The organism is Microcoleus sp. K1-B1 (genome assembly GCF_036704705.1).
Classification (GTDB): Bacteria; Cyanobacteriota; Cyanobacteriia; order Cyanobacteriales; family Microcoleaceae; genus Microcoleus.
This window is the reverse complement of record NZ_JAUBSH010000006.1, coordinates 107,908-131,835: the sequence shown is the minus strand read 5'-3', so window position 1 is coordinate 131,835 and position 23,928 is coordinate 107,908. Positions and strand designations below refer to the sequence as shown.

Annotated in this window: 15 protein-coding genes; 9 read left to right on the top strand and 6 right to left on the bottom strand. The window is 45.1% G+C overall.

Going from position 1 to position 23,928, the window contains the following annotated elements; all coding sequences use genetic code 11:
* The first annotated feature begins 124 nt into the window (after positions 1–124).
* Positions 125–832, top strand: a complete 708-nt coding sequence (locus QUA83_RS03770; protein ID WP_333291623.1) for a hypothetical protein — start codon at positions 125–127, stop codon at positions 830–832.
* 122 nt (positions 833–954) lie between these two features.
* Here QUA83_RS03770 and QUA83_RS03765 read toward each other — a convergent pair whose 3' ends face one another.
* Together QUA83_RS03765 and QUA83_RS03760 are read right to left on the bottom strand one after the other, a co-directional pair.
* On the bottom strand, positions 955–1,995 hold the full coding sequence (locus tag QUA83_RS03765) for a DUF5895 domain-containing protein (RefSeq protein ID WP_333291622.1): 1,041 nt from the start codon (positions 1,993–1,995) through the stop codon (positions 955–957).
* Between the two features lie 241 nt (positions 1,996–2,236).
* Entirely contained in the window at positions 2,237–3,010 is a 774-nt protein-coding gene (locus QUA83_RS03760) for a hypothetical protein (RefSeq protein ID WP_333291620.1), read from the bottom strand.
* A gap of 246 nt (positions 3,011–3,256) precedes the next feature.
* Here QUA83_RS03760 and QUA83_RS03755 point away from each other — a divergent pair, with 246 nt between their 5' ends.
* Complete coding sequence (locus QUA83_RS03755) at positions 3,257–5,182, top strand: type IV secretion system DNA-binding domain-containing protein (RefSeq protein WP_333291618.1); 1,926 nt, start codon at positions 3,257–3,259, stop codon at positions 5,180–5,182.
* A gap of 94 nt (positions 5,183–5,276) precedes the next feature.
* Here QUA83_RS03755 and QUA83_RS03750 read toward each other — a convergent pair whose 3' ends face one another.
* The gene (locus QUA83_RS03750) at positions 5,277–5,903 is read right to left on the bottom strand and encodes a hypothetical protein (protein WP_333291617.1); all 627 of its coding nucleotides are present in this window, start codon (positions 5,901–5,903) and stop codon (positions 5,277–5,279) included.
* A 1,603-nt stretch (positions 5,904–7,506) separates the two neighbouring features.
* Here QUA83_RS03750 and QUA83_RS03745 point away from each other — a divergent pair.
* From QUA83_RS03745 to QUA83_RS03730, 4 genes are read left to right on the top strand one after another with little or no spacing between them, the layout of a single operon-like run.
* Complete coding sequence (locus QUA83_RS03745) at positions 7,507–9,102, top strand: hypothetical protein (protein ID WP_333291615.1); 1,596 nt, start codon at positions 7,507–7,509, stop codon at positions 9,100–9,102.
* A 22-nt stretch (positions 9,103–9,124) separates the two neighbouring features.
* Positions 9,125–10,411, top strand: a complete 1,287-nt coding sequence (locus QUA83_RS03740) for a DUF1822 family protein (RefSeq protein WP_333291614.1) — start codon at positions 9,125–9,127, stop codon at positions 10,409–10,411.
* On the top strand, positions 10,408–12,822 hold the full coding sequence (locus tag QUA83_RS03735) for a CHASE2 domain-containing protein (RefSeq protein ID WP_333291612.1): 2,415 nt from the start codon (positions 10,408–10,410) through the stop codon (positions 12,820–12,822). Before QUA83_RS03740 ends, QUA83_RS03735 begins: the two co-directional genes overlap by 4 nt.
* Positions 12,815–13,636 carry a DUF928 domain-containing protein gene (locus QUA83_RS03730; RefSeq protein ID WP_333291610.1) on the top strand — a complete coding sequence of 274 codons (822 nt, stop codon included), beginning with the start codon at positions 12,815–12,817 and terminating at the stop codon, positions 13,634–13,636. The genes QUA83_RS03735 and QUA83_RS03730 overlap by 8 nt, the downstream gene beginning before the upstream one ends.
* Positions 13,637–14,312: 676 nt before the next feature.
* Here the strand turns inward: QUA83_RS03730 and QUA83_RS03725 are convergent.
* Both QUA83_RS03725 and QUA83_RS03720 read right to left on the bottom strand, forming a co-directional pair.
* Positions 14,313–14,720: a transposase gene (locus tag QUA83_RS03725; RefSeq protein WP_333291609.1), complete on the bottom strand. Its 408-nt coding sequence runs from the start codon at positions 14,718–14,720 to the stop codon at positions 14,313–14,315.
* Positions 14,721–14,884: 164 nt separating this feature from the next.
* Positions 14,885–15,382 (bottom strand): helix-turn-helix domain-containing protein, encoded by a 498-nt coding sequence (locus tag QUA83_RS03720; RefSeq protein WP_333291607.1) that lies wholly within the window; start codon positions 15,380–15,382, stop codon positions 14,885–14,887.
* A gap of 320 nt (positions 15,383–15,702) precedes the next feature.
* On the opposite strand from QUA83_RS03720, the gene QUA83_RS03715 reads away from it, so the two are divergent.
* The 3 genes from QUA83_RS03715 (at position 15,703) to QUA83_RS03705 (ending at position 18,126) form a co-directional block, all read left to right on the top strand.
* Positions 15,703–15,873 carry a hypothetical protein gene (locus tag QUA83_RS03715; RefSeq protein ID WP_333291605.1) on the top strand — a complete coding sequence of 57 codons (171 nt, stop codon included), beginning with the start codon at positions 15,703–15,705 and terminating at the stop codon, positions 15,871–15,873.
* A gap of 602 nt (positions 15,874–16,475) precedes the next feature.
* Positions 16,476–17,234 (top strand): hypothetical protein, encoded by a 759-nt coding sequence (locus QUA83_RS03710; RefSeq protein ID WP_333291603.1) that lies wholly within the window; start codon positions 16,476–16,478, stop codon positions 17,232–17,234.
* Between the two features lie 265 nt (positions 17,235–17,499).
* Positions 17,500–18,126, top strand: a complete 627-nt coding sequence (locus tag QUA83_RS03705) for a hypothetical protein (RefSeq protein WP_333291601.1) — start codon at positions 17,500–17,502, stop codon at positions 18,124–18,126.
* A gap of 144 nt (positions 18,127–18,270) precedes the next feature.
* Here the strand turns inward: QUA83_RS03705 and QUA83_RS03700 are convergent, their stop codons facing one another.
* Complete coding sequence (locus QUA83_RS03700) at positions 18,271–23,715, bottom strand: CHAT domain-containing protein (protein WP_333291600.1); 5,445 nt, start codon at positions 23,713–23,715, stop codon at positions 18,271–18,273.
* Between the last annotated feature and the right edge of the window lie 213 nt (positions 23,716–23,928).

Below are 23,928 nucleotides of genomic sequence, written 5' to 3'. Positions count from 1 at the left end.
CATCACCGGATTTAGTAAATATGTCGGGTGTCTTTCCTAACCAGATTTAGTAAATCAGCCGGGTGTCTTTCATCACCGATTTGGTATGAGATCTACATAGAAAGAATTCACGGAGGTTAAAGCAATGTTTAGCAAAAAGCAACAACTAACTTCAGGCTCAAAACACATAGGAGAGCCATCAATCCTAGCTGCAAATAAAAATTTATTACTGTTTTCTCAACCTTTTCATAAGGAACTCCCAAACCCCGCTTCTAATTCCCTAAATAATTCTCAGCCCAGAGTATCATCGTTTTTATTTATTGGGCGGTGGTTCCGTTTTGGAGTGGTCTTGTTTTTGCTGTTATCGGTGATGTTAGGAACTGCTGGTTGCACCGCGAGTGCTACAACGATTTCTTGGACACCTGCTACTAGGCTCATCCCTGTTGAAACTGTTCAAGGCATAGTTGCCGAAAATTCTGACCTTAACCCCCAGAATTCAGCATCAAATGTGTTGGCTTGGGCTGTAAACGGACAAGCAGGTCGATTAGTTATTTTTAATTTTAACAGCCCTGGAGTTTGTGGGGCGGGAGGTTGCTTATATGCTGGGTATTTATTCAGAAAGAATGTTCCTTCTTATCGTCGTGTATTTGCTAGTTATTTAAACGAAAACTTGCCACCTAATAAACCGCTACTTCAAGTAGTAAGTGACCCATCAGAAACCTCTGATTTGCCTTGCTTGCAAGTACAACAGCCGTCACAAAATGGTATTCGGCAGTTGTTTCTTTGCTTCAACGGCAGCCAGTACCAGTTAGCTAACAGTTCCTTGATTAATCTTCCCAATAAAATGGAATAGGCGAATTTAAAGTATTTGAGCTTGGCTGTTCGTTAGCGAGCGCCTGTTCCGCACCAATAAAAAAATGCCTCGCTCCCTAACTGGATATGAGGCACTTTTTCAAAAGTAACTAACCGAGGCTGTTAGTCATCTGCTTCCGCATCAAAATCATCGTCGAACTCCTCTTCTTCATCAAAATCGTCGAAATCATCCTCTTCTTCTATTACTTCAGCGGCAATTTTACGAGGAGATTTATGATTGGCGGTCTGCTTTTTTCCATTTTCTATTTTACGAGCAGCGGGTGGCAGCACTTGAATTTGCGGTTCGGCTGTACCTGGTAATGCAGGAGTTTCAGTGAATCCGGCAATGATATCGTGCAGCCCCCAAATCGCATTTTTATGCTGCGGCCGTCCCAGATATAGAAAGGGGAAATTATCAGCAGTTGGCTTGGTATAGCTGACAGTTTTGCAACAGTAGCTCTTATTAGAGCCTTCACCTTCTTTAACTCCTTTGAATTCCACCTCTAGGATACCAAGGCTTCGCCATTTATCGGTTTTCCCGCTGAAAGGAATTTGGAAATAGTCGGCGAATGCTTTTTCCAACAAACGGTAAAATTCGTCTCTGGCTGCTTTAAAGCTCCAAAGCGCAACATTCTTAAATCTGACGACAATAGGCGTGCTGTGTCTGGGACGATTGTTTTCATCCAAGAAGACAATAGCGTGTTCGCTAACAACATCCATTATCTTTTTATCGAGTTGAGCTTTATACTCTTCGTACAGCCCGACAACACTACCGCCTAGATCGGGAATGTCATTCTTGTAACGAATGTATTCAGGGACAAATCCCAGCACGCATAAGCGGCATTTAGAGAGCAGCAGGCCTGTAACATCTTCTGTTAGTCCAATTGTAGTCATTTCCTCTTCTGTTGGCATGACAAACCAATTGGCTTTTTCTAGCTGATCCTCTGGAATTAATATTCCCGCCACTTGTTCGTTGATGACGATGCCATAGGGCAGAATTGGTCGCCTTACTTGATTGTGACCGGGTTCTAGGAGTTCGGGGTCAATTTCAAAATCGAGGTCTTCTGACTGAAGTGGGATTGTGCTTTCAGTCGTTCCTGCGTTATTTGAGCTTTTTGCTTTAGCTTTACTATTGGTTTTAACCATTCTAAAAGTTTGTGACATTGCAGTTCCTGCAAGGCGGTAGCCTTACCTTTAAAAAGGGTAAGAGGTAGCACAGTTAAGCCTAGTAATTTTGTCAAAAAGATTTAAAAATCATAAAAAAATTAACTGGTAGTACAGAACTACCGAATCGTGAGGAAGACTAATTAAGTGTGCAAAAAAAAGAACGATTGTGAAAGCGCTCGCGCAGCTTCAACAATTTCTGAAGTTGCGCTATTATCAGAATCAAGCACTCACAAATTTTTTAATTTTCTCGCTGCCAATATTGGGCGCGATCGACGCTCGGTAAAGCGTTTATTCCTATTGTCCGCAGTAGAGGCAGTCCTTCTACAAAGTTGATGGCTCCTTTCAAACCCGCGATCGCGTACAAAGAAGCTGCATCTGCTCGTTCAGATAGACTAGCATTCGCTTCTTCTAACAACTTTATTAGATATTCAGGAACCTGTACGAAACCGCCATCAATACAAGCAAGGGGGACAAATTTAGTATCGGGAGCTAGGGCTTTTGGTTTCAAAAATGGCAGTTCGCGCTGGAAAGTTTTTGGAGTGCGGCGACTGTTTGTTACAGGCGATCGTTCTGATTTGCGCCTATGCCACCGCTTCGCTTGGTAAAAACTCCCTTTCAATAATGGGGGCTGGCTTACCATCAATACAGCTTCGTGAAAGGGGAAATTCATCTGTTCTCCTTCCTGAATTTTCACCTCTTCTAAGTTAGATTTTGTCAACCAGTCAGGCGCCACCGGACAGTGAGGGTAAGACACGACTTTAGAGTTGTAGGTTAAGTCGGAAAGCAATTTGCCCGTTCTGGATAGTCTGGCGTTAAGATAATGCCACTTTAATCCAGGTAGATAGGCTCCTGAATATTTTAGTTCAACGGCTCCCATGTAGAGCCATTCTGTACGTTCTAAAGTTAGCGAGATGTCGCCTCTTCCTAGTTTAATGGTGCTGCGTTTTAAAATTTCATAGTCCGGGTGTCTCTTCAAAAGCTCTGACAGCCACTCTTTTTGTTTCTTGTTCACGGTAAAAATATCTTTCAATAATTTTGCTTCCTATCCTGTTGACTGCGTTAGCAGAAATAATATCAAGTGCTGGTTGTTTTCTACCGAAAGTTAGAACTATTGGCTGTAATTGCTCGTTCCCAAGACTGAACTAACACTGAGTAATTTTGATTTAAGCTTACTTGTCTGCAAACACTAAGTTGTAGCTACAACTGAGTTCATAGTTAATTGAGCGATAGACAAAATATTGAATTCAGATAGATACTTATGAATTTTGAGATTAAATTTTTGATAGCACAGGCTAACTCTACTCCAGTTCTCGCTCAAGCCCAGAGGAGAACCCAGCAACCCACACCCCTATCATCAATCGACTTAGGCGGTCTCTTCCAACAATACAATAACCCGGATGGATATCTAACAATAGGAGCGCTGATATTCCTCCTCTTACTGTCTCGGTTTCTAGGGAATGGAAAGGGGAAAATTACTACTGGAAAAGTGTGCGGAACTTCCGAAAAAATGGCAGCCACTCAGCTTGCCTTGAAACAAATTAAGGAACGCAAGCATAATAAAGTCACGCTCTGGTGTGGCAGTCCTCGCTATTGGTGGAAGGGGAAAAAACTTAAAGATTTTGTTACCACTATTCAGACAGCTTTTGGTTCTCCTCCCACTGTTTGGCTCCCTCATGCAGAACGGTCAACTTTAGTAATTGGAGCACCAGGGTCGGGTAAAACTTTTTCTACAATTGATAGGGCGCTAGAAAGTGCAATGGTGCAAGGATTTCCGATTATTCTCTACGATAAGAAAGGAGATCAGCTCAAACTCCACGCACCTCTGGCAGCGCGGTATGGCTACCAAGTGTCGGTATTTGCACCGGGAGAACCTTATTCAGGCATCATTAATCCCCTCGACTTTATGAAGTCCCCTCAAGATTCGGTCATGGCTGGGGAAATCGGTCAGGTTATTAATAGAAATGCGAGTGCAGGCAATGGAAAAAGTGATGAGTTTTTCTCTAAAGCTGGAGACTTATTGGCTAAAGCACTCCTTCAATTAGTCAAGGGTTCTAGGTATCCAGACATGGCAATGCTCTATGCAATTTTGAGGTTGCCAGATTTGGTAAAGCGGATTGACTATGCGGTTCAATCCCGTCAAATTGATGAGTGGGTCGCTACCAGCTTCAACCAATTTTTGAGCGCTAAGGAAGCAGAAAAAACTATTTCAGGAATTCTGACGACGGCGGCCGGAACGTTCAGCAGTTTTATCCAAGCTGACCTGTTGCGAGCATTTTTGGGAAAGTCGGACATCCCAACGAAAATAGAAGGCCGACAGATGATTATTTTCAAATTAGATGACGAGCGGCGATCCGTTGTGGGGCCTCTGCTAGCAGCCGCGATTCACCTCCTCGTTGTGTCCAACTTAAGTCGCCCTCGGAAAGACCCATTGGTTATTTCACTCGATGAATTTCCCTCCATTCGATTGGACCGAATGCCGCAGTGGATTAACGAATATCGCTCGAATGGAGCTTGTTTCATTCTAGGAATTCAGAGTTTGGAGCAACTGTACGAAGGGTACGGAGAGAAAATGGGGGCGGCGATCGCCTCTGCTTGCAGCACTCATATTTTATTCAATCCGGGTAACACTGATACTGCAAAAAAATACTCCGAACGCTACGGAGAAAAAGAAGTTTTGCTCAAAAGCAAGTCCACTAGCCGTTCAATGGGCGGCCAATCTCAAAGCAATCAATCTATTAGTTGGAACGAGTCGCTTCAAAAAATGCCGCTGTTTTCGGTGGACGAAATTTTGCGGTTCCCCCAGGGACGGTGTGTAATTACGAACCCCGGCTACAGTTCCAGCGGCGAGGGGTCAATTCCTTACGCGCTGACCATACCCATTCCCAAAGCCGATTTGGAGCGGCAAAGCGAGAGCGAAGCTCTCTGGGATACAGAGGTCAGGTTCCGGCTGGAGAGTCGGGTGCAACTTGCAAGTCTTGACCAGCTTACAGCCGCTTTGTACGATCGCATTGAGGAAGCAGAACGGATGCTGCCTCTGCCAGACGCCGGAGGTAACGTTCCATCCCAATCGCCAACGCCGCCAACTTCAGGTAAGAAATTTGGCTCTGACCCGCTAGACTCAGTTGTCAGTAAAACTGGGCGTTCCAGGCGGGTTTTTGCCACTGGCAGTATTGGCAAGCGCTAGCGGGCGTGTGGGAGCCAATGGAAAATTTTCCATTGGTCTTGACCTGGAAGTTGGGATCGATTCGGATTCTGAGCGTCGCGATCGCATATCGCACTTAAATCTCTACCTCTGGAATTCCCTCAATGTCGAAATGAGTTAGGGGCGCGATCGCAGGCAGTGATGTTCTTCGAGCCGCAACAGGCGATCTCGCCTTTCCTGCCAGCGCGGACGCAAGCCAATCTCTTGTCTGTGCGTGTTGCCGGCTGTCCCAACTGAGTTCGCGCCTCGTCCCCGGATGGGCTGGGTGCAGCGCTAACACGGTCAGCTTGATATTTTCTGGCGACAGCGAGAGAGATTCGGCTGCTGTCCACAATTTTACTCGGTCAGACCAATTTAATGCAGGATGGCGGATTGCCCATTCAATTAAATGGACGGATTGACGTTCAAGAAAAACTGCATTGGCGTTGATTTGTACGCATACATCTTTATTAAGCTTAGCGCTAAACTGAGTATCGACTAAGAATGTAGGAGGTTCCCATTCAAATACCTCTGGAAATAGCAAACTAACTTCCATAATCCACTTATCCACTTTTGGCTCCGCAACTAGCAGAGGTTCAGTGGGGAGTTTCAATAAAGTTTGTTTCATTATTAGTTGAAATTGCTCTTGTTTCAATTCAATGGGAACTGTTAGTTGGGTCGGATTGGCTAAAAAAGTTAAATCAGTGAAAGTGATTAATTGCATAGGTGGGTAAGACAGTTACAGCTTACCCAGAGGATGCGACGCTAGTCGCCTGAACGCTGTCGTTCGATAATGAACATTACAGTTAGAAAGTTTTTATTAAAAATTGGCAAATATATCTATCTTGTAAATTTAGAAAATATTAAATTTTAATGATGATAACTCTCTCGATCTTTTTTCATTATCGTTTTTTACGCTTTCTCAACCGATTGGATTTTAGCACGGGCATCGACCTCACCAGCAAATAACGCAGGCGGCTCCATCCCGTACAAATCATTCAACACAGCCTTGACATCGGGAAACTGAAAATACTCCGTTAGTGTACCGATGCGGTAATTAAACGTTTTGTATCGGGGTTTGAAGTACAGTTCTACATCATTGGTAACAAGTTAAGCTAAGAAAGCATTTGTCAATCAGCAATTATGCTCAACATTTACTCGGATTTTGGGCATAAAACTGAGATTTGGGCGATCGAGGAATCATGCCGTGGGTGATATTTATACCTACTCCCTCTCAAATCGTGAATTTTCCCCTCCTAAAAAAGCAGTTTTTTTGAGTAATATTACTGATTGACAAATGCAATTAAGTCTTAACTTGTCACCAATGAAGCCGGACTGGGAGAAGGCCCGGTGCTGGCGTTCCCGCAATCGGCTCGCAGTATGCCGCAGCGCGTGCTTTTAAGGCATACTCAACCCCCTGACTATTTCCGAGCTGGTGTGCCTGTACGTGCTATAGTAGCACTGGCCTACGTGCAGGTAGTCCAACACACATGTGGATTCTCGGACTAAATAAAATTTGTGCGGACTAAATGAAATTTAGTTGCGGACAAGCGTGAAGTTTTGTTGCGGACTAAATGAAATCGCCTGGTCGTCTGGTTAGGCTGGGCAAGTTGAACCAGAGTAACGCGGTCTGGGAAAGGTGGGTGTAGCTTGGTCAATCCAGCCATAAAAATCAGAAACTCCAGCACCCAAAAAAAACATCGGTCTGTTTGCGAGTCATAAGATGCGGACAGGCATCTGGTTTGAGTTTCTAATTGAAAGAAACTATATGTGACTACTGGAAATTGACCCAGATGTCAAGTCATACCAGAGCCAACCAAGGAGACAAATCGCCATGGCATTGCCATGAGCAATTCCTCAAGGAAGATTTTAGAAGCCTTTTTCAGCAAGCACTTCAGCCAATCCGTGGCTGCAGGTGATAGCTACGCTACCTTTGCCCCTACATAAAAACCTTTTCTGTGCCTTAATAAGTTTAGTAGAACTACCCAGGATTCGGTTTCATGGCCACTAGGGCATAACTTAGGGATTCTGAGTTAGCATCGCCAAACCAGAAGTATCTACAACACCGTGTTCTAGATCTCAACGAGGAAGCCAAAATGTCGAGCTTACGATGTCAGGATATCATTGATAAATTCTGCATATTATATGCTTGCAGAAGTGACAACGGTTATGCCAGTTTTAAGTCATCAATTCAAAAGCCATTAAGAAGCAGAATGGAGAAGCTAGTTCAGTTACATCCTGAATGGGAAGATAGCCATTACATTCAATATTTTGGGGGAACCATTGACGATGATTCAAAATCCGAGTCTGAACGGCAGTTGGCTCATTTGCATTTAGTTGCTTATTTTGATCTAGCTCGATGTCACTTTGTCCAGCAATTTTCTCGCAAATTTCCATTTCCTACAGCAACTTGTATCAAGTTTTTCGATCTAACGAGTGATTTCCTATATAACCGAGAAAAGCTGAATAAATGTATTAAGAGGTACAATTCTCAAGATGCTAGCGGTGCCAATCTCAAAACCTATCTACAAGGTGCGCTAAGGAATATCATCCTAGACCAGATAAACTGTGAATCTCCTTGGCATCTGTTGTGTGATGTAGATTTAAGCAGTCGAAGAAAGTTTAATAATGAGCAACAAAAACTACGAGAAGCTCTTTTAAGACACGGAATAATTGAGCCGAATATTACTCAATACATCTTTGCTTGGCAATACTTCGTACCAATTTACAAAAACAATAAAGTTCATAATCCTAATACAAGAAACGGTAGAAGGTGGCCGGAGCCTGAGCTACCAGATTTTGAAGAAACTGCCAGAGACTACAACTCCAACCGATTTCAGCCTGATGCACCTCTACAGGTGTCTTCTAGTCCAGAAGTAACGCCTGAGATGATTAAAAAATGGATGAATATCTGCATTGAGGCGTTACAACACTATCCAAGACTCGTTGAAATTTCCCGCGATGCCGATACTTATGAAAAACACTACGAGCCGTCTGTGAATCCTTGGGAACCTTTAGAGTTGGAAGAGAACCCAGTAGATTTTCTACAACAGGCTGATTTGGTGTTTGGGGAGGAAATACAGCGGATTAATAATAGCCTGGAAAAAATTCGCAGCAAGATTCCACAGGGAGTCCGCAAGGCAGTTATGCCACTTTGTTACCCCCATGAGTTTTCTCTTCTAGTTCAAGAGCAATTTGCAAGTAAAGTTGGGATAAACCAAGGAACAGTTGCACGTTATATATCAAACATCTATAAAACTCCCCTACTAAGTAAATTGGAAACTTTAATTACTGAAACCCTGAAAACTACACCTCAAGTCTGGGCGCAAAGATATGTAGAAAAATTTTTAGAGGAAAGATTCTCGAATCCCAGTCGATCTGATTTAATTGAGGGAGCTTTAATTGATTCTATCGAAACCCTTGATAACTCAAAACAAACTATTTTACGACTCCGCTACGGACAGAGAATGAATGTGGAAGAAATCGCTGATTATTTTATGAGGGTAAAAATAGCGGAATCGGCTGAAGTTACTCAAGAGCTGAGTGCAGCTAAAAACGAATTACAAGAGGCAGTCATCACTCAACTCAATAATCTTAAGCTAGACTGCGTTCATTCATGGTTAAAAAGGTACTATCAAGAACTCGTTCACATTCAAGTGTTAGAAGCATTTAAAAAATTAGAAGTTTCTCTGCAAGAATTGATACAAATGCGATATTGTCAGAGAATAGCTGAACAACAACTAGCCATTTTTAGACCGAACTGGAATGTAAAACAAGCAATTAGCAATGCTAAAGAGCAGTTGCAGATTTCTTTAATCCAGTGGGTTTATGATGCTTTCGGTCTTTCTCTAGATACAGAAAAAGAACAGGTCAGTGAGGTAGTTGAAGTTTGGTTAAAAACTTTGTATTCCGTTGAATTGTAAGCAATAGTAGGAAAAACGAATTATGTTTAGTTTGCGAGAATTATCAACCACATATCCCGAACAGCTTTGGTTAAAGCTATCAGTTGAGCTTCAAGAAAAAGCATGGCAGCGAGCGCAACGCCATTCCAATGCCACTGCCCGCTGTAATGCTTATCTCAATGACCTCTGCATGAATACTTTTGTTCCCTGGCTGGAGGCTTGGCTTGAAGAAGAGCAACCAGCAGAAGAAAATAGTACCTTTCAACCAAGTTATATCAGCATATTTCCAGAATCATCCTTGCCAAGTCTCTGGGAATTTGTTAATGGCAGCATCATCCAACTAGGTAAGATTCGACTGGCACTTATTCCCAGTGAAAGTAATGATTTGGAGGAGTGTTGCATTCCTCAAGAGTGGGTCGATCTTCCTAGCTGGAGAGCCGACTACTATCTTGCAGTACAAGTGAGTGTAGACAATCAGAATGAATCCTGGATGCGGCTGTCTGGATATGTCTCCCATCAGAATCTTAAGAAAAAAGGGATATATGATGAAAGCGATCGCGCCTACTATATCGCTCAGCAACATCTAGTGAAAGACCTAACCATTATGTTGCTAAAAGCAGAGCCAGTTCTCAATAAACAAATACAGGTAGAATCGGCATCGAATTTGTCAAAAGAAACAGCAAGCAACTTGTTGGAAAAACTAGGAAAATCATCGGTTTATTTTCCTCGGACTGCTGTTAGTTTTGAACAGTGGGCAGCGTTGCTGGCTAACGAGCAATGGAGGCAAGAGTTATACGAACGGCGGTTAGGACAATTTGTTGCAGAGGCGGCACATAAGCAAACCTCTATTAACTTAGGGCAGTGGTTCCAAGACGTATTTGAGGCGGGTTGGCAATCCCTTGATACACTTTTAAATACAGGCTCGGGAAATTTATCCTTTAGTTTCAGACAAGGTAGACCTTCTGTTACAGAGATTAGAAAGGTTTTGGTTGAGGGAATTAAGCTGATTGATTTGGGAATGGAACTGGAAAATCACTCGGTGGCGCTGCTGGTTGGTTTAGCACCAGAGACGGAGCAAAGAGTGGGGATTCGCGTGCAACTCTATCCAGCAGGTGGGCAAACTTACCTGCCTTCCAATATCAAACTAATTTTGCTTTCTCAATCCGGAGCAACGCTTCAAGAATACAAAGCGCGAACTCAAGATAACTTGATTCAACTGAAACGATTTACCTGTCCGATGGGAAAATGCTTTAGTGTTAAAGTAGCTCTCGATGATTTCAGTATTACGGAAGATTTTGTGATTGACCAGCTTGCTGGAAGAGAGCCATGAGTAATTTGGTTGTCTTGAACCTAGGAAAGGGTGACTTGCACAACGGCTTTCCTTTTGTCACCGCTTGGCTACCATCCCAGAATACTCCCCAGAGTCGGCAAATTACGGGCAGCTTACCCACAGCCCCAGATATTCTAGACCTATACCGTCGTTGGCAATTGCTTTATGAGTTACTCTATCAGGCTCGCTCTCTGACGATACGCAGGCGTCAACCTCAAGCAATCGATGAAGATATTGAAATTGATGACTCCGACGTGACTCACGTTTGTGATGCCGATTTTTATGAAGTAAGTCACGAGTTACAAAACCGAATTGATACTTGGCTTGATTCTGAAGGATTTAGCGACATCTCCCGCCAATTATATAAGCAACTAGACTCAGCGCAAGAAATTCGAGTCATTATTCAAACTGAAGACAACCAACTCAGAAAATTACCCTGGTATACTTGGCGATTTTTTAGAGATTACCCACTGGCAGAAGTCTCCTTAAGTCCCCTCAACTTTGAACCCGGAAAAGTCGTCCAAAATTCTGCTAAGCAAGTGAGGATATTGGCGATTCTGGGCGATTCGGCTGGAATTGATATTGAAGCAGATAAGCGATTACTGGAGAAATTAAAAGACGCACAAACGGTATTTTTAGTAGAACCCCAGCGCCGGAAATTAAATGAGCAGCTTTGGGATAGCCAGGGATGGGATATCCTGTTTTTTGCTGGACATAGTTCGACCCAAGCTGATGGCGGTTCGGGTCTGATTTATATAAATCCTACCGAGAGTTTAACCATTGCCCAGCTAAAAAATGCTCTGAATGAAGCGATCGCACGCGGTTTGCAACTGGCGATTTTTAACTCGTGTGATGGGTTGGGATTAGCACGGCAGTTGGCGGATTTGCACATCCCTCAAATGATTGTAATGCGGGAACCCGTCCCAGATTTGGTGGCACAGGAGTTTTTGAAATACTTTCTTACAGAGTTTGCTGGCGGTCGCTCGTTCGATGTAGCTGTGCGGAAAGCGCGGGAAAGGTTGCAAGGGATAGAGGGAGAATTTCCCGGTGCTAGCTGGTTACCAGTGACTTTTCAGAATCCGGCTGAAGTGCCACCCAATTGGAACGATTTCCTCAATGAACCAGAATCACCAACTGACTCTCCCCAACCGATACGCCAGCCAACCCCAACCTCGTCAAGGCAGCGTGGTTTGTGGCGGGTACTGATGGCGAGTTTGGCAGTCACCGGCTTGGTGATGGGTGGACGTGCATTTGGTTTATTACAGTCGTGGGAACTCAAGGCTTTCGACCAGTTGGTGAGGTTACGCCCTAATGAAAGGCAGGATTCGCGTCTTTTAGTCGTCACCATAACGGAAGCGGATTTTCAGCTTCCCGAGCAGAAATCCCGCAAAGGCTCACTATCGGATTTAGCACTAGCCAGACTCTTAGAGAAACTGGAGTCCTATCAACCGCGAGCCATTGGTTTAGATATATATCGCGATTTCCCTGTAGACCCTAACCAGCCCGAATTAACTACCCGCCTGAAAAACAGCAATCGCATCTTCGCCATTTGCAAAGTCAGCGAACAAAAGCTCAACGAACCAGGCATTTCATCCCCTCCTGAAATTCCGACAGAACGCCAGGGTTTTAGTGATTTAGTCAAAGACCCTGATGGTATTATCCGTCGCCATCTCATCGCAATGAACCCAAACGCCAAATCTGCTTGTACCACACCAAACGCCTTGAGTGCCCAGCTAGCCTTTCGTTATCTAAAGGCGGAGGGAATGGAAGCCAAATACACTAATAAAAATCAATTGCAGGTCGGTAAGGTTATTTTCAAGCGGTTACAAGTGCCGATGGGAGGCTATCAAAAAGTCGATGACTCTGGTTACCAAATACTACTCAATTACCGCCCCGTCCACTACCGCTCTCCAGTTGGCGATACAGTAACGCTAAACGACATACTCACAGATAAGGTTCCGCCTGATGCGGTGAAGGATCGAATTGTCTTGATCGGCGTTACTGCTCAAAGTGACGGTGATTATTTTCCCACGCCATACAGTGCGGACCAGGAGATTTACCAGGAAATGCCAGGAGTAATCGTTCATGCCCAAATGGTCAGTCAGATTCTCAGTGCTGTTCTCGATGAGCGCCCCTTGTTGTGGGTCTGGTCTCAGTGGGGTGAAACGTTATGGGTCTGGGGTTGGTCTTTGTTCGGAGGCGTACTAGCGTGGCGCATTCGGAATTCCCTGCGCTTAGGACTGGCAGGGGGAGCTGCCCTTGGAGTTTTATACGGACTTAGCTTTGGTCTAATCTGCCAGGGCGGTTGGGTGCCACTTGTCCCTTCGGCGTTGGCTTTGGTCGTCACCGGAGGGAGCGTAGTAAGCAATTCACGCATTCAAAAGGTAAAACCTAACGTAAGCTATGACTAAGTTAAAATTGCTTGTTCAACCGATAAAACTTGTTTTTGCTATCAGTTTAGTATCCTTCGGCTTTTCTTCAGCACAAGCACAAGCTGCTAAATCTGCAATTCTTGGATCGAGCCCTCCAACTATAAATGACTCACCGAGTCGCCTGTTCAATGCACAATTAAACACCTCGTTGATTTTCAACGCGCCCCCACCGCCTAGCGACATTGGTGAACCGGGGAGTCGCGCTGGAGGAGGAAGACGTGACCCCTGCAAGGTTGATGAAAAGCAACTCAAGGCATTGGTTCCAGTTTATAAAATTCCAGAATCAGAATTGGTCCTGGGATTTACGAACGCCGAGCATCCCACCTTTTGGTTTTATGTTCCTTATTCCGGCTGTCCCTTAGAGTTTGTTCTGAAAGATGAAAAGGACAATGATGTCTACCAGACCACTTTAACGGCGTCTGACACGCTACCCGGTGTTATCAGTGTTCGCCTTCCGTCCAGCGTGGCATCTCTAGAAATTGGCAAAAGATATCGCTGGTATTTCTCCATACTCAAGTCGCAAAAGCAAGATGAGGTTTTGGATGTCGTAGATGGTTGGGTGCAAAGAGAGCCACTGAACGTTACTCTTCAAAGTCAATTAGAGGCCGCACGCCCACAGCAGCGTGTCGCCCTATATGCTGCCAATGGTTTTTGGCACGAGGCTTTGACTGCTGCCTCAGAACTCCGCCGCACCGATGCCAACAGTAATGATTGGGGTGTCCTTCTGCGAGCGGTGGGCTTGGATGATGTTGCCTCAGAGCCAATACTGGAGTGCTGTCAGCCCAAACGTTAATTTTGAATTTTGAATTTACGATGCAAGTATTCCTTCCATAGTGGAAGCTAGGGCATTGAAATTGACTGTGACGCTCCCACACTTACCCGCTCTTGTAAGTGTGAGAGCGTCACTTTCCTTCTGATTAAGTGTATTCTTTTAACTCAAATTCAACCGAACGTACTGACTGAGGACTTGAGGTGGCTTGTAGGCGATTTGAGAGAGAGGAGGGGTTAGGAGATAGGTGATTGCATTATTCCTGTTTCCACTCCCAATGAGGTAACTAGCTCATAGAAACCTAGCCTAACAACAGTAGCACCTGATGATAACACCTTAATGATGTCGGTTAATAGACAAGGAGCTATAATGCAGTGTCCCCGCAAGTCAGAGTCAGTACGTTTTCTCAAGAAGGTAAGCAACCTGATAACAAGAAAAGACCCTGCGTTTTTTCTAGGTCTGTTCATTCTTAGTGTTGCCATAATCGTAGTTGCTATTAAGCCAGAATACTTGCTAGAGCTTCTCTTTAGTATTGTTCCAACTGCTATCAAGTGGATAAAAGGCAAGTAATCTAACATTGACCGCGATCGTCTTGGCTCGTCCTCCTCCCCTGGCGTATGGACAGTTGTCGCTAACTGGCACAACAAGAGGGCGATCGCAAACTTCCCCGCCGCTCCTCCCTACCCCTGATACCAATTTCCTAAAGTTTTGCTACAGATATAGCTTCTAAAATGAATTGCCATCCCGTCAAAGAAGCAATGACTTCATTCGTCAACTTATTTAACTCTTTTTGCACCGCTGCTCTCAACTCCTCTATGTGTTCAAATCTCAACCATTTTAATTGTTCTTTTACATACCCCCACAGTCTTTCTATGGGATTTATTTCCGGACTGTAGGCTGGCTGAAAGAGCAAAATCACATTCTCGGGTATGCTCAGATTTAAGGAGTTATGAAACCCTCCATTATCTACTTGTATGATATGTAAATCTAGAGGATACTTACTGGCAAATAGCTCCAATAATTTCTCGAAGCATGTTGTATCCAGATGCGTAAACTCGTAAAAAAAGCCCTCTCCTGTTAGTGGCTCCACTGCCCCGTACAGCCACAAATAAGTAAAATCCTATTGCACTTTTCCTTGCGGTTTGATTCCGCTCCCCGTTAACTTTCTTCTCCTAATTGTATGCAATCCCATCCGACTTTCATCTTCGCTCCAGTATCGCACTTTTTTCCACTGTTTTAAAAAGCTCTCGCTCTGACTCAGGCTGCTTTTGATTAAGGATGACAGTTTTTTTTAAATTCTTCCGGTGCTCCTGGTTTTTGCTTCTCACTCACCGGGCGCGGCACTTTTAATTTTGCTTTCAGCCGATATCTGGTCCACTGATGTACAGTCCGATATGCCACTTTTACTTCACAGCAGTTTGTCAACCATTCATGTACTTCTTTGTAGCTACTGAATCCTTCAGGCTCTGACAATTCCTTTGATAATCTTTCTACCGTTTCTGAATTCATTATTCTCGGTCTTCCCGAACGGGGTTTCTGGAGTAATAATTCTTCTATGCCCCCCGACCGATAACTAGACAACCATCTCTGTATTGTGGTACGATGTTTACCTAACCGCACAGCAGCAGACAATACGCTGTCTACCGTTTTGGTTTTAAGCCAATACAGAACTTGTAGTTTTTCGTGGCGCAAAACATCTTTCTCTTGATGCAGAAGAGTTTTCAGTTCTCCTGCTGTTTCCCGAATTTCAATCTTGGCAACTCCTGACATCTTTCTTTCTTATATTTGGGTACTAACTTACAACGCAGATACATACTAAGTGTAGCACTATTTTAGGAAACTGGTATGACTCCTAACTCCTAACCCGTGAGCGTTTTTTCATCCATCTAGTTCAGGTCGAAACGGGCGCTCGTACCCTTGAAAGCAGCTCCAATCTCTACATTGCTGTCCCTTTCTCTGGGTCAATGGCACAAGCTGTGGCTATTGCTCAAATGCATAATCCCAAAAACCCACTCCCAATAAGCCAATCAAAGGGTTCACGAGCTAAGGCAATTGCTCAAAAAACATTACACCCTTCTTAAAAGAGAATTATGCAGCAACAATACATATCTAGCATCAGCTTGGAAGTTTTGTTAACTGATTTCGTACAAAAAGCCCTTGCTGATAGCTATTCTCAAGACATCAATGCCAACCTGCGACTACTCGATCTGGCATGGGACGTTCAGAATTTTCTTTGGAAACTGCGAGATGACAGTTTATAAAACAACCAGCAATGATTGACATTCCTAACACTTTTTATGTGCTTTTTAGTACATAAAAAATTCGGAATGGTGAAATTGCCAACACCTCTAAACAGTGACTGCACTCATCAAAGGGGTGAATTTTAGCTGAATTTTATAATCATATTTAGTGGTGCATTTACATCCTATGATACCAAATCCGGGTTACTTACCCTCGTTATGATGGCGATTGAGCGCCCTGGCGCTCAATCGCCATCTATTGTGTTTATGACAAGGGGACGATCGCCCGCACAGCATTCGATCGAATACTGTGTGGGTGATCGAATACTGTGTGGGTGATCGAATACTGTGTGGGCGATCGACTCATGAAAACCGGTAGCAAAACGGGCGCTCGTACCCTTGAAAGCAGCTCCAATCTCTACATTGCTGTCCCTTTCTCTGGGTCAATGGCACAAGCTGTGGCTATTGCTCAAATGCATAATCCCAAAAACCCACTCCCAATAAGCCAATCAAAGGGTTCACGAGCTAAGGCAATTGCTCAAATGCATAATCCCCAAAACCCAACCTGATTTGCCTCCAAATCAACCTATTGCACAAATACAAAGACTGGGCGTTAAAACCTGTTGGGTCATCACTTTGAAAAACAAGGAGTAACTGAAATGGCAAATATCAACGGCACTAAATTCAATGACAACAATACTATCAACGGCGACGCTAAGTTGCACAAATCATTAGTGGGAACCGATCAACAATGGGAGCAAAGTCCGAATGGGCCAGTATTAACGCTTGGTAATGATGTAATCCACGGCTTGGAAGGCAATGATCTCATTGAGGGTCGTGGAGGAAATGACATCTTATACGGCGACAGTGGTGACGATCGCATCTACGGCGGTTATGGCAACGACAACTTGTACGGTGGCACTAACAACGACAACTTATACGGTGGCGCTGGTAACGACAAGCTGGATGGTCAAGCAGGCGATGACAATCTGTATGGTCAAGCAGGCAATGACGTTCTCACAGGCGGTAGTGGCAAGGATTACCTTAACGGTTTCGGTTCCGGCCAAGAATACGACATCCTCACTGGCGGTACTGGAGCGGACACATTCGCAGTGGGTTCCGCTGTCATTCCTAGCATTAACTACCTTGGGGCTGGCTATGCCACCATTACAGACTTTAAAAAGGTAGAAGGTGACAAAATTCAACTCTTGGACTTGGAAAGCGACAATAACCAATACTCCCTTGGGGCTGGCAACTGGCAAGGTAGCAACGCTCTAGACACTGGAGTCTTCTACAAGGGTGATTTGATTGGTGTTGTGCAAGACACAACCAATGTCAGCTTCCAAAAAGACTTCACCTTTGTCCCATACGTCGTTGGCTAAGCAATAGCTGTAGTAGGGTGCGTTAATAACACACCCTACAAAGAGCTTGCCCTCAAAAAGAACAGAGGGAATAAATCAAGTTTCAACGATTCAAAGCAATGTAGTAGCGATCGCACAGGTCGCTCAATCTCTACGTCCTAATTACTTCTAGGAGCTGGCACTTTTTTACCTCCTATTTATCCCAGACTTTCGGTATACCTGTGCATAAACCGGAAAAGTCTAACCAAATAAAAATTCTGTAACCCTCAAAAACAAACAAAAATTCATGCTTGTTTCAACTTTTGAAATTCTTCTCAAACCTCAGCTACCCAAGAATTTTTCCCAGCTAGGGAACGTCAGTCGTAAAGTCCTTCAAGGCTATTTTTTAACGATTGCTAATCCCAATAATTTCAACGTATCACTGGAGCTTAGTTTTACGGTTTCACCATCATTTTTTACTGAACTTGCCCCTGCTGCCCCTAATCAGTTACCGTTTGGTAAGATTGATGAACCTTCCAATTTTAATAGAGTTTTGGTTTTCTTTGATGTAAATGGAGGCAATCAGAAACTTACACTTCAGCCTACAGAGCGTCCTGATACAAGAATAGCTTCACTATCTATTCCGGCTAAAGATACAGGCTTATTCATTTTACAGCCCAGTCCTTTTGTACTAATCCCAGTTGCAAATCCCCAACCTCCTGATCCAAAAAGCAAAACACTACTGGATGTGGCAAATTTTGAAGTTCGTGGTTATGTAGAAATTGAGCGAACTTCACCAGCAAGCCCTGTTAAACTATTACTAATACCGGAACACCGAGGAACCTTTTTCAAAGATTTAACGAGTTCACCTCAGCTCGATCAAATTGCTTACAGCCTTCCTACTGCTACTGGTGGTTCTCTTTTCACTTTGTAAAAGCGATCGCCTAGAGTCCTGAAACTCTCGCCCCTTGTGTACCAGAAAATGACCCGTTTCTGGTACACATCATTTTTTATCGTGAAGCCAAACAAACAAACATCTAAAATCCGAAATATAAAATCTAAAATTGCCTCGGTCACTTTATTGGGCTTCACCCATCAGGGTAAAGGCTGCCCAGTTGTCGGGTTGCGGGTATTGTTTCATTGTCATCAGCATTGCCTGACGTAGTGCTTGGGCTTTGTCGGGATTTGAAGAGAGATGGCGATAAAACTCGGTCATCAACTGGGCAGAAGCAACATCCGGTACCGCCCACAGCGACACAATGGTACTCGGAACGCCAGCGACAATCAAGGAACGAGATAGCCCGATAACGCCATCTCCTGTAATTTTCCCCTGTCCTGTGTCACAAGCACTCAAAACAACTAATTCGGCGTTGAGCTTTAGCTTTAAAATTTCCCCAGCGGTGAGGAAGCCATCATCGTTGGCTGAGGGCGCTAGCGCTATGGCACCCGGTACGCCCAATTCCCTGATATCGTCGAGTAACCCATGAGTGGCAAGATGTATTAGCCGCGCAGAGGGCAATTGCTGCAAAATATTGACTTTGGTAGCCCGATCGCCGACGATGGCTTGGGTGTTCAAAAGTCGGGCAATCTCCTTGGCTTCCTGTTCAGACGCTGGTAACGACGCTAACCGATATGGCTTTTCTCCACTCTTTTTGAGTGTGGGCATTGTCGGATTACCCACTACCAAAACCTCTTTTCCTTGAGGCGGTTCGGGATATTTTGCCGCTAATTGCTGACGTTGTTGATTGGTTAGCGTCAGGACATCAATGGCTGGAGCTGTTAAGAGTGTATGTTTCTCAATTAGGTATCGACCAGCCGTGTCTCGTAAGGCGGGAAAGGGCAACAAAAACATAGATTCTTGGGGAATGAAAATGACACGCGCGTTGGGGTCTGTTGGCAGAAGATCGGCAATCGGTGCGATCGCCAATTGATGCAGTTTCGTTCGTGCTGCTTCTCCTTGACGTGTCCTCGGTCCCTTTAAAATTCGGCTGGTAGCTACGAGGTTTTCCAAGGATGTCTTTTCCTGTTGCAGGAATTTGAGGTCAACCCGACGAAAGGCGATTTCACCCGTTGGTTTGACAGCCCAAATAAACAGTTCGGAGTCCTGGGGTTCTCCCGTTTGTTGAACGGATGCGCCGTGCGGAGTCTCGACAAATTGCTCGCGAATAATTGAATATTCAACGAGCGTGGCATTCTGCTTTTTGGCAGTGCGTTGGATTTCCTCGATTGAAGGGAACTGAGCTTTTTCGCTAACCGCTTCCCTCGATTTGATGCGTCTGGCTAATAACTCCACAAAAGCACGGGCACGCCCTCGCTCAGCAATTTCTAAAGCGGCATTGAATTTATTCTGGGCGCTGAGGACTTCTTGAAGATTGCGGTAGGCAGTAATTTGCGTTTCAAAAATGGAGACTTTGAAGGCATCATTTGTCCCCAGTCCAGCACGCAGAGATTCCCAAAGCTTAATTCCATCGAATAGGACTCGTTCGGCTTCAACGAGCTGGTTTAAGCGAAACTGGGCATCTCCTAAATTGGTCAGCACGATGCCTTCACCGAGGCGAGCCCGGACTTCCCGGACGAGCACTAAACTCTGTTGATGGTATTCCAGCGCCTTGGCATAGTCTCGGCGGTAAGAGTAGGTCGTACCCAGACCCAAGAGGGCTTGTGCCTCCTCTAAGCGATTGCCTAGTTTCCGCGCCAGACTTAAGCTTTGTTGCAGGTACTCAGTGGCGCGATTAAAGTTACCGGAAATTGCATGGGCATTCCCTAAGTTTCCCAATGCCTGCATTTCTCCGTGGCGATCGCTAATTGTTCTAGAAAGAGCCAAGCTCTCTTCTTGATACTGAATGGCTTTTTGATAATCTTTTTGAGCGAGATACGCATTGCCCAGATTTCTCAGCGTTAACGATTTCCACTGCGGGGCAGATTCAACAGGTGTAATTCCTAAGCTTTGAGTGTAGTAGCCGATCGCTTTTTCGTAGTCCCCAAGGGCAGCATAAGCTGCACCCATGCCTGATAAAGCAATACCTTCTTGGGCGCGACTGCGAGCCTGTCGCGCTCTTTCCAGTTGCTGCTGGTGAAACTCAATTGCCTTAAGGTAGTCTCCGACTACGTAATAAGAAATGGCTAAATTGTTCAGCGCATAAGCTTCCCAGTCAAAACTTTTTTCCTGTTGGGCAACCTCTAGATTTTGCTTGTAACACTCGATTAGGTTGGCATAATTTCCTCCAGTGCGCTGACCTGCCCCAGTCGTGTTGATCGCCTTAACCTGTTGTTGGCAGTCTTGCATCTTTTGCGCGATCGTCGAACCCTGCTGAGTATTTCGTTCTGAAGAGGAAGTGGGGTTCTGCTCTGTTGATGCCGAAGAGGAACTTTCCGAAGGTGATAAGGCAGTAACAGACCTATCCGAATTGGTGCGTTCTGGTTTCGCAGACGGCGAATCGTCTGCGTCCGGAAGATTGGGTTCTCTGGGAACTGAGGAACCTCCCGATCCAGGCGGGTCTGTTACCTCTGGAACATCAGGTTGAGCTACTCGTGCAGGTGCGTTCTGAGGAATGGGTTCTCTGGCAACTGAGGAACCTCCCGATCCAGGCGGGTCTGTTACCTTTGGAACATCAGGATCAACTATTGGTTGAGGTGTTATTGGTATTGGTGGACGTTGAGGAGTTCCATCACCAGTTCCTTTATCAGGTGGGTTCACATGGGGTGGAAGTGACAAGATGAAATTAGGGTAATCTGGTGGCATCGTGAGGGGTGTCCCATCGCGTGGCGCGCCACCAAGTCGATCTGATGCAGAGCCGACAGCCGGTGTACTACCCGATCGGCGCTGCGATTGAGTTGGAGGAGTTAGTAATAGCGAAGGCTCGGGCAAAACGCCTTGAAAGATTGCCAGTTCTGTAAGGGAAGGTGACTGAGCTAGCGATTCCCCTGTTAGCGGTAGCTGTTCGCGTCCGGGTGGGAAGGTAAGGGGTAGCCCATCCACCGGATCGGCTTGGGGAGGTTGCGGTAGATTGGGGTCTTGGGGCGGCGGTGGATCGCCGCCTCGTGTGATCGATCCATCGCCACCTCGTGTGATCGATCCATCGCCACCTCGTGTGATCGATCCATCGCCACCTCGTGTGATCGATCCATCGCCGCCTTGGAGCTGAGTGAGATTAATCGCAATTGGAACTGGAGCTGATGTGGAGACGTTATCAGTTGCACGAATAGTAAAAGCGTTTACGGAACCCGTGGCATCTTGGGGTGGTGTGTAGACTAAAACATCACTGGCGTTAATCGTATCACCCGCACTGAGCACGACTCCATTTCTGGTCAGTGTTCCTGCTGTGATCGCATCAATCCGGATTGAGGTATTGTCGCCATTGGCATCGCTCGCGATCGGATTTAAATCTGCAAAAGTAAAGGTAACTGGCTGATTTTGTTGAGTATCAGTTAGCTGGGGATTTGCCGTTAGCGTCGGTGCTTTGTTAATAAAAGTCATACTAATCCCATCGATATTAGGATTACCGGCTACAAAAGTATTATCATTGGGGATTGAGGTATTATTATCCGGAATAGTTTGCGAGACAATTTGATTATTGCCCGTCCTAATTGCTCCAGCAGTACCATTATTAGTCGCATCCCCCACAACAAACTGAAAGTTATCCAATCCACCTTTATGTTGAATTAGAACGGAACCTGCCTGAAAATTTCCTCCGGTGAAGATGGTAGTACCTACAGGCACTGAAGGATTGCCAATTATTGTTCCCTCTCCCCTAACAACTCCGTTAGCAATGATGCTCACATTGCCACCAATTCTTATCCCTTGGGTGTTGATACTGTTAAAGCTGATATCACCATTAGTTGCATTAAGGTTAATATCGCCCCTATTACTTCCCAAATTAGCCGTATTTAGATTCCCCGTAGTGATGATTGCTCCGGAAATTGTTAAATCTCTTCCGTTAGTTGTAATGGATTGAGTTCGATCCATCGAAAAAGACCCAATTCCATCACTCATTCCTGCATCTGCTTTAAACGTAATCGACCCACCAGCAGACGCAAAGTTAAGTGATACACCATTGGCGATCGTAATATTATTACTAGCCTCTAGAACAACATTTCCTCTCTGAGCTTGAAGAGTTCTAGCATTGATCGTAATTTCCCCAGCCACATCACCTTGAAATATATCTGGCAAGGCGGCATTAACCCCTCCGGTACTGGGCTCATTAGAAATAATGATATCTGTCGGGTCAAGCAGCAAAGTCCCTAAATTGCCGTTACTAGCATTCACATTAACAGTGCCATCAAATATCAAGTTTTGCTTACCCGAAACCTCAACAAATCCCCCATCACCCGCCTCGCTACCACCACGAGCGCTAATATTGCCGTAGAAAGTAGTCACTTCATCTGCCCAGGCAATCACTCGACCGCCATTCCCATCAAGCAAACTATCCGCAATAATTGCCGAATTATTACTAATATAAGTGCGAGACGCATTCGGCACCGTTCCCTGACCTTTGTAATCACCACCAATTAGCACCGTCCCGCCACCCGACGTGCCAGACGCATTAATCAGGGCGCCCAAAAGCCCTACCCTATCTCCCAAAACCTGCACAGTACCCCCAGTTTGACCAGGTGCTGTATTTGACACATCTAGACGACCAGAGGTAATAACTGTGCCTGCATCTGCATCTACTTTTAAACCAGACCCGGTTAGTGAGATCGTGCCATCATCATTAACCGTCACTGCTTTAGCACCAGCCAAATCTCCCCCTGTCAGTAATTGTGCCAAAGACAGAGGGGTGAAGGGTAGAGAATTTGGTTGATTACTCTCACTAGAGCGAAGTTCCAAACTCAGCACCATCCCATCCTGGCTAATCCGCACTGAGCTGTTGTCCGGTACTGCTACTACTGTAATCCGCCCTCCCGGTGCTGAGATAGTGCCAGTATTAATCACAGTGCCACCTAGAAGAGTTAAGTTCTGCCCCTCTGCCACTGCCAAGTTCCCAGCATTGATGATTGAGCCGAGTTGAGAAGTCGTGAAGGCAAAAGTGTTGGGGTTTCCTACCAAGGCAGCATAACTATTAGCACCAACAGCATTAAACCAACTTTCCCCAAAACCAATACCCGTAGCTGTGGTTGCCGTGAAAGCAGCAGGCACGTTTAGCCTTGCATTGGAACCAAAAATTATGCCTGCTGGATTCATCAAAAAGAGGTTTGAATTTCCCTGCGTGACCTGGATTAAGCCATTAATCACCGAGACCTCGCCACCGACAATCCGACCCAGGATATTTTGAATTGCTGGGTTAGACACAAAGTTAGCAGTCTGTCCAGAGTTAAGTCCAAACTGCTCAAAGCTATGGAAAAGATTGGCTCCTGACCGAGTGCCGCCACTGATGTCAAAGCGATTTCCTTGAGGAGTAACAACAGTGTTAGTGCCATCTGCACCTGATTGCGGTGTAATGGGTTGTGCTTGGCTGTGTCCGGAAGCGAGTGCCGGGAGAACTAAGGTTAGCAACCAACCCAAGTGTTTTGTGGATAGTTTCATCACGCGCTCCTTCAAAAGCTCTGATATAGAACTCCAGCAATGTCAATTTATCCTGGTTGATTAAACCTTTTACAAAAATTAGTTTTTGCCATGTCCCTATAGCACTTACTGCCCTTATCGCTCCTATTCAGCCAGATGGGCGGACGAGTGTAAGGGAACCCCAACTTCTCAAACTGTAGCTCATCGAGAGAGCTTTTCCTTCACCTATGACCA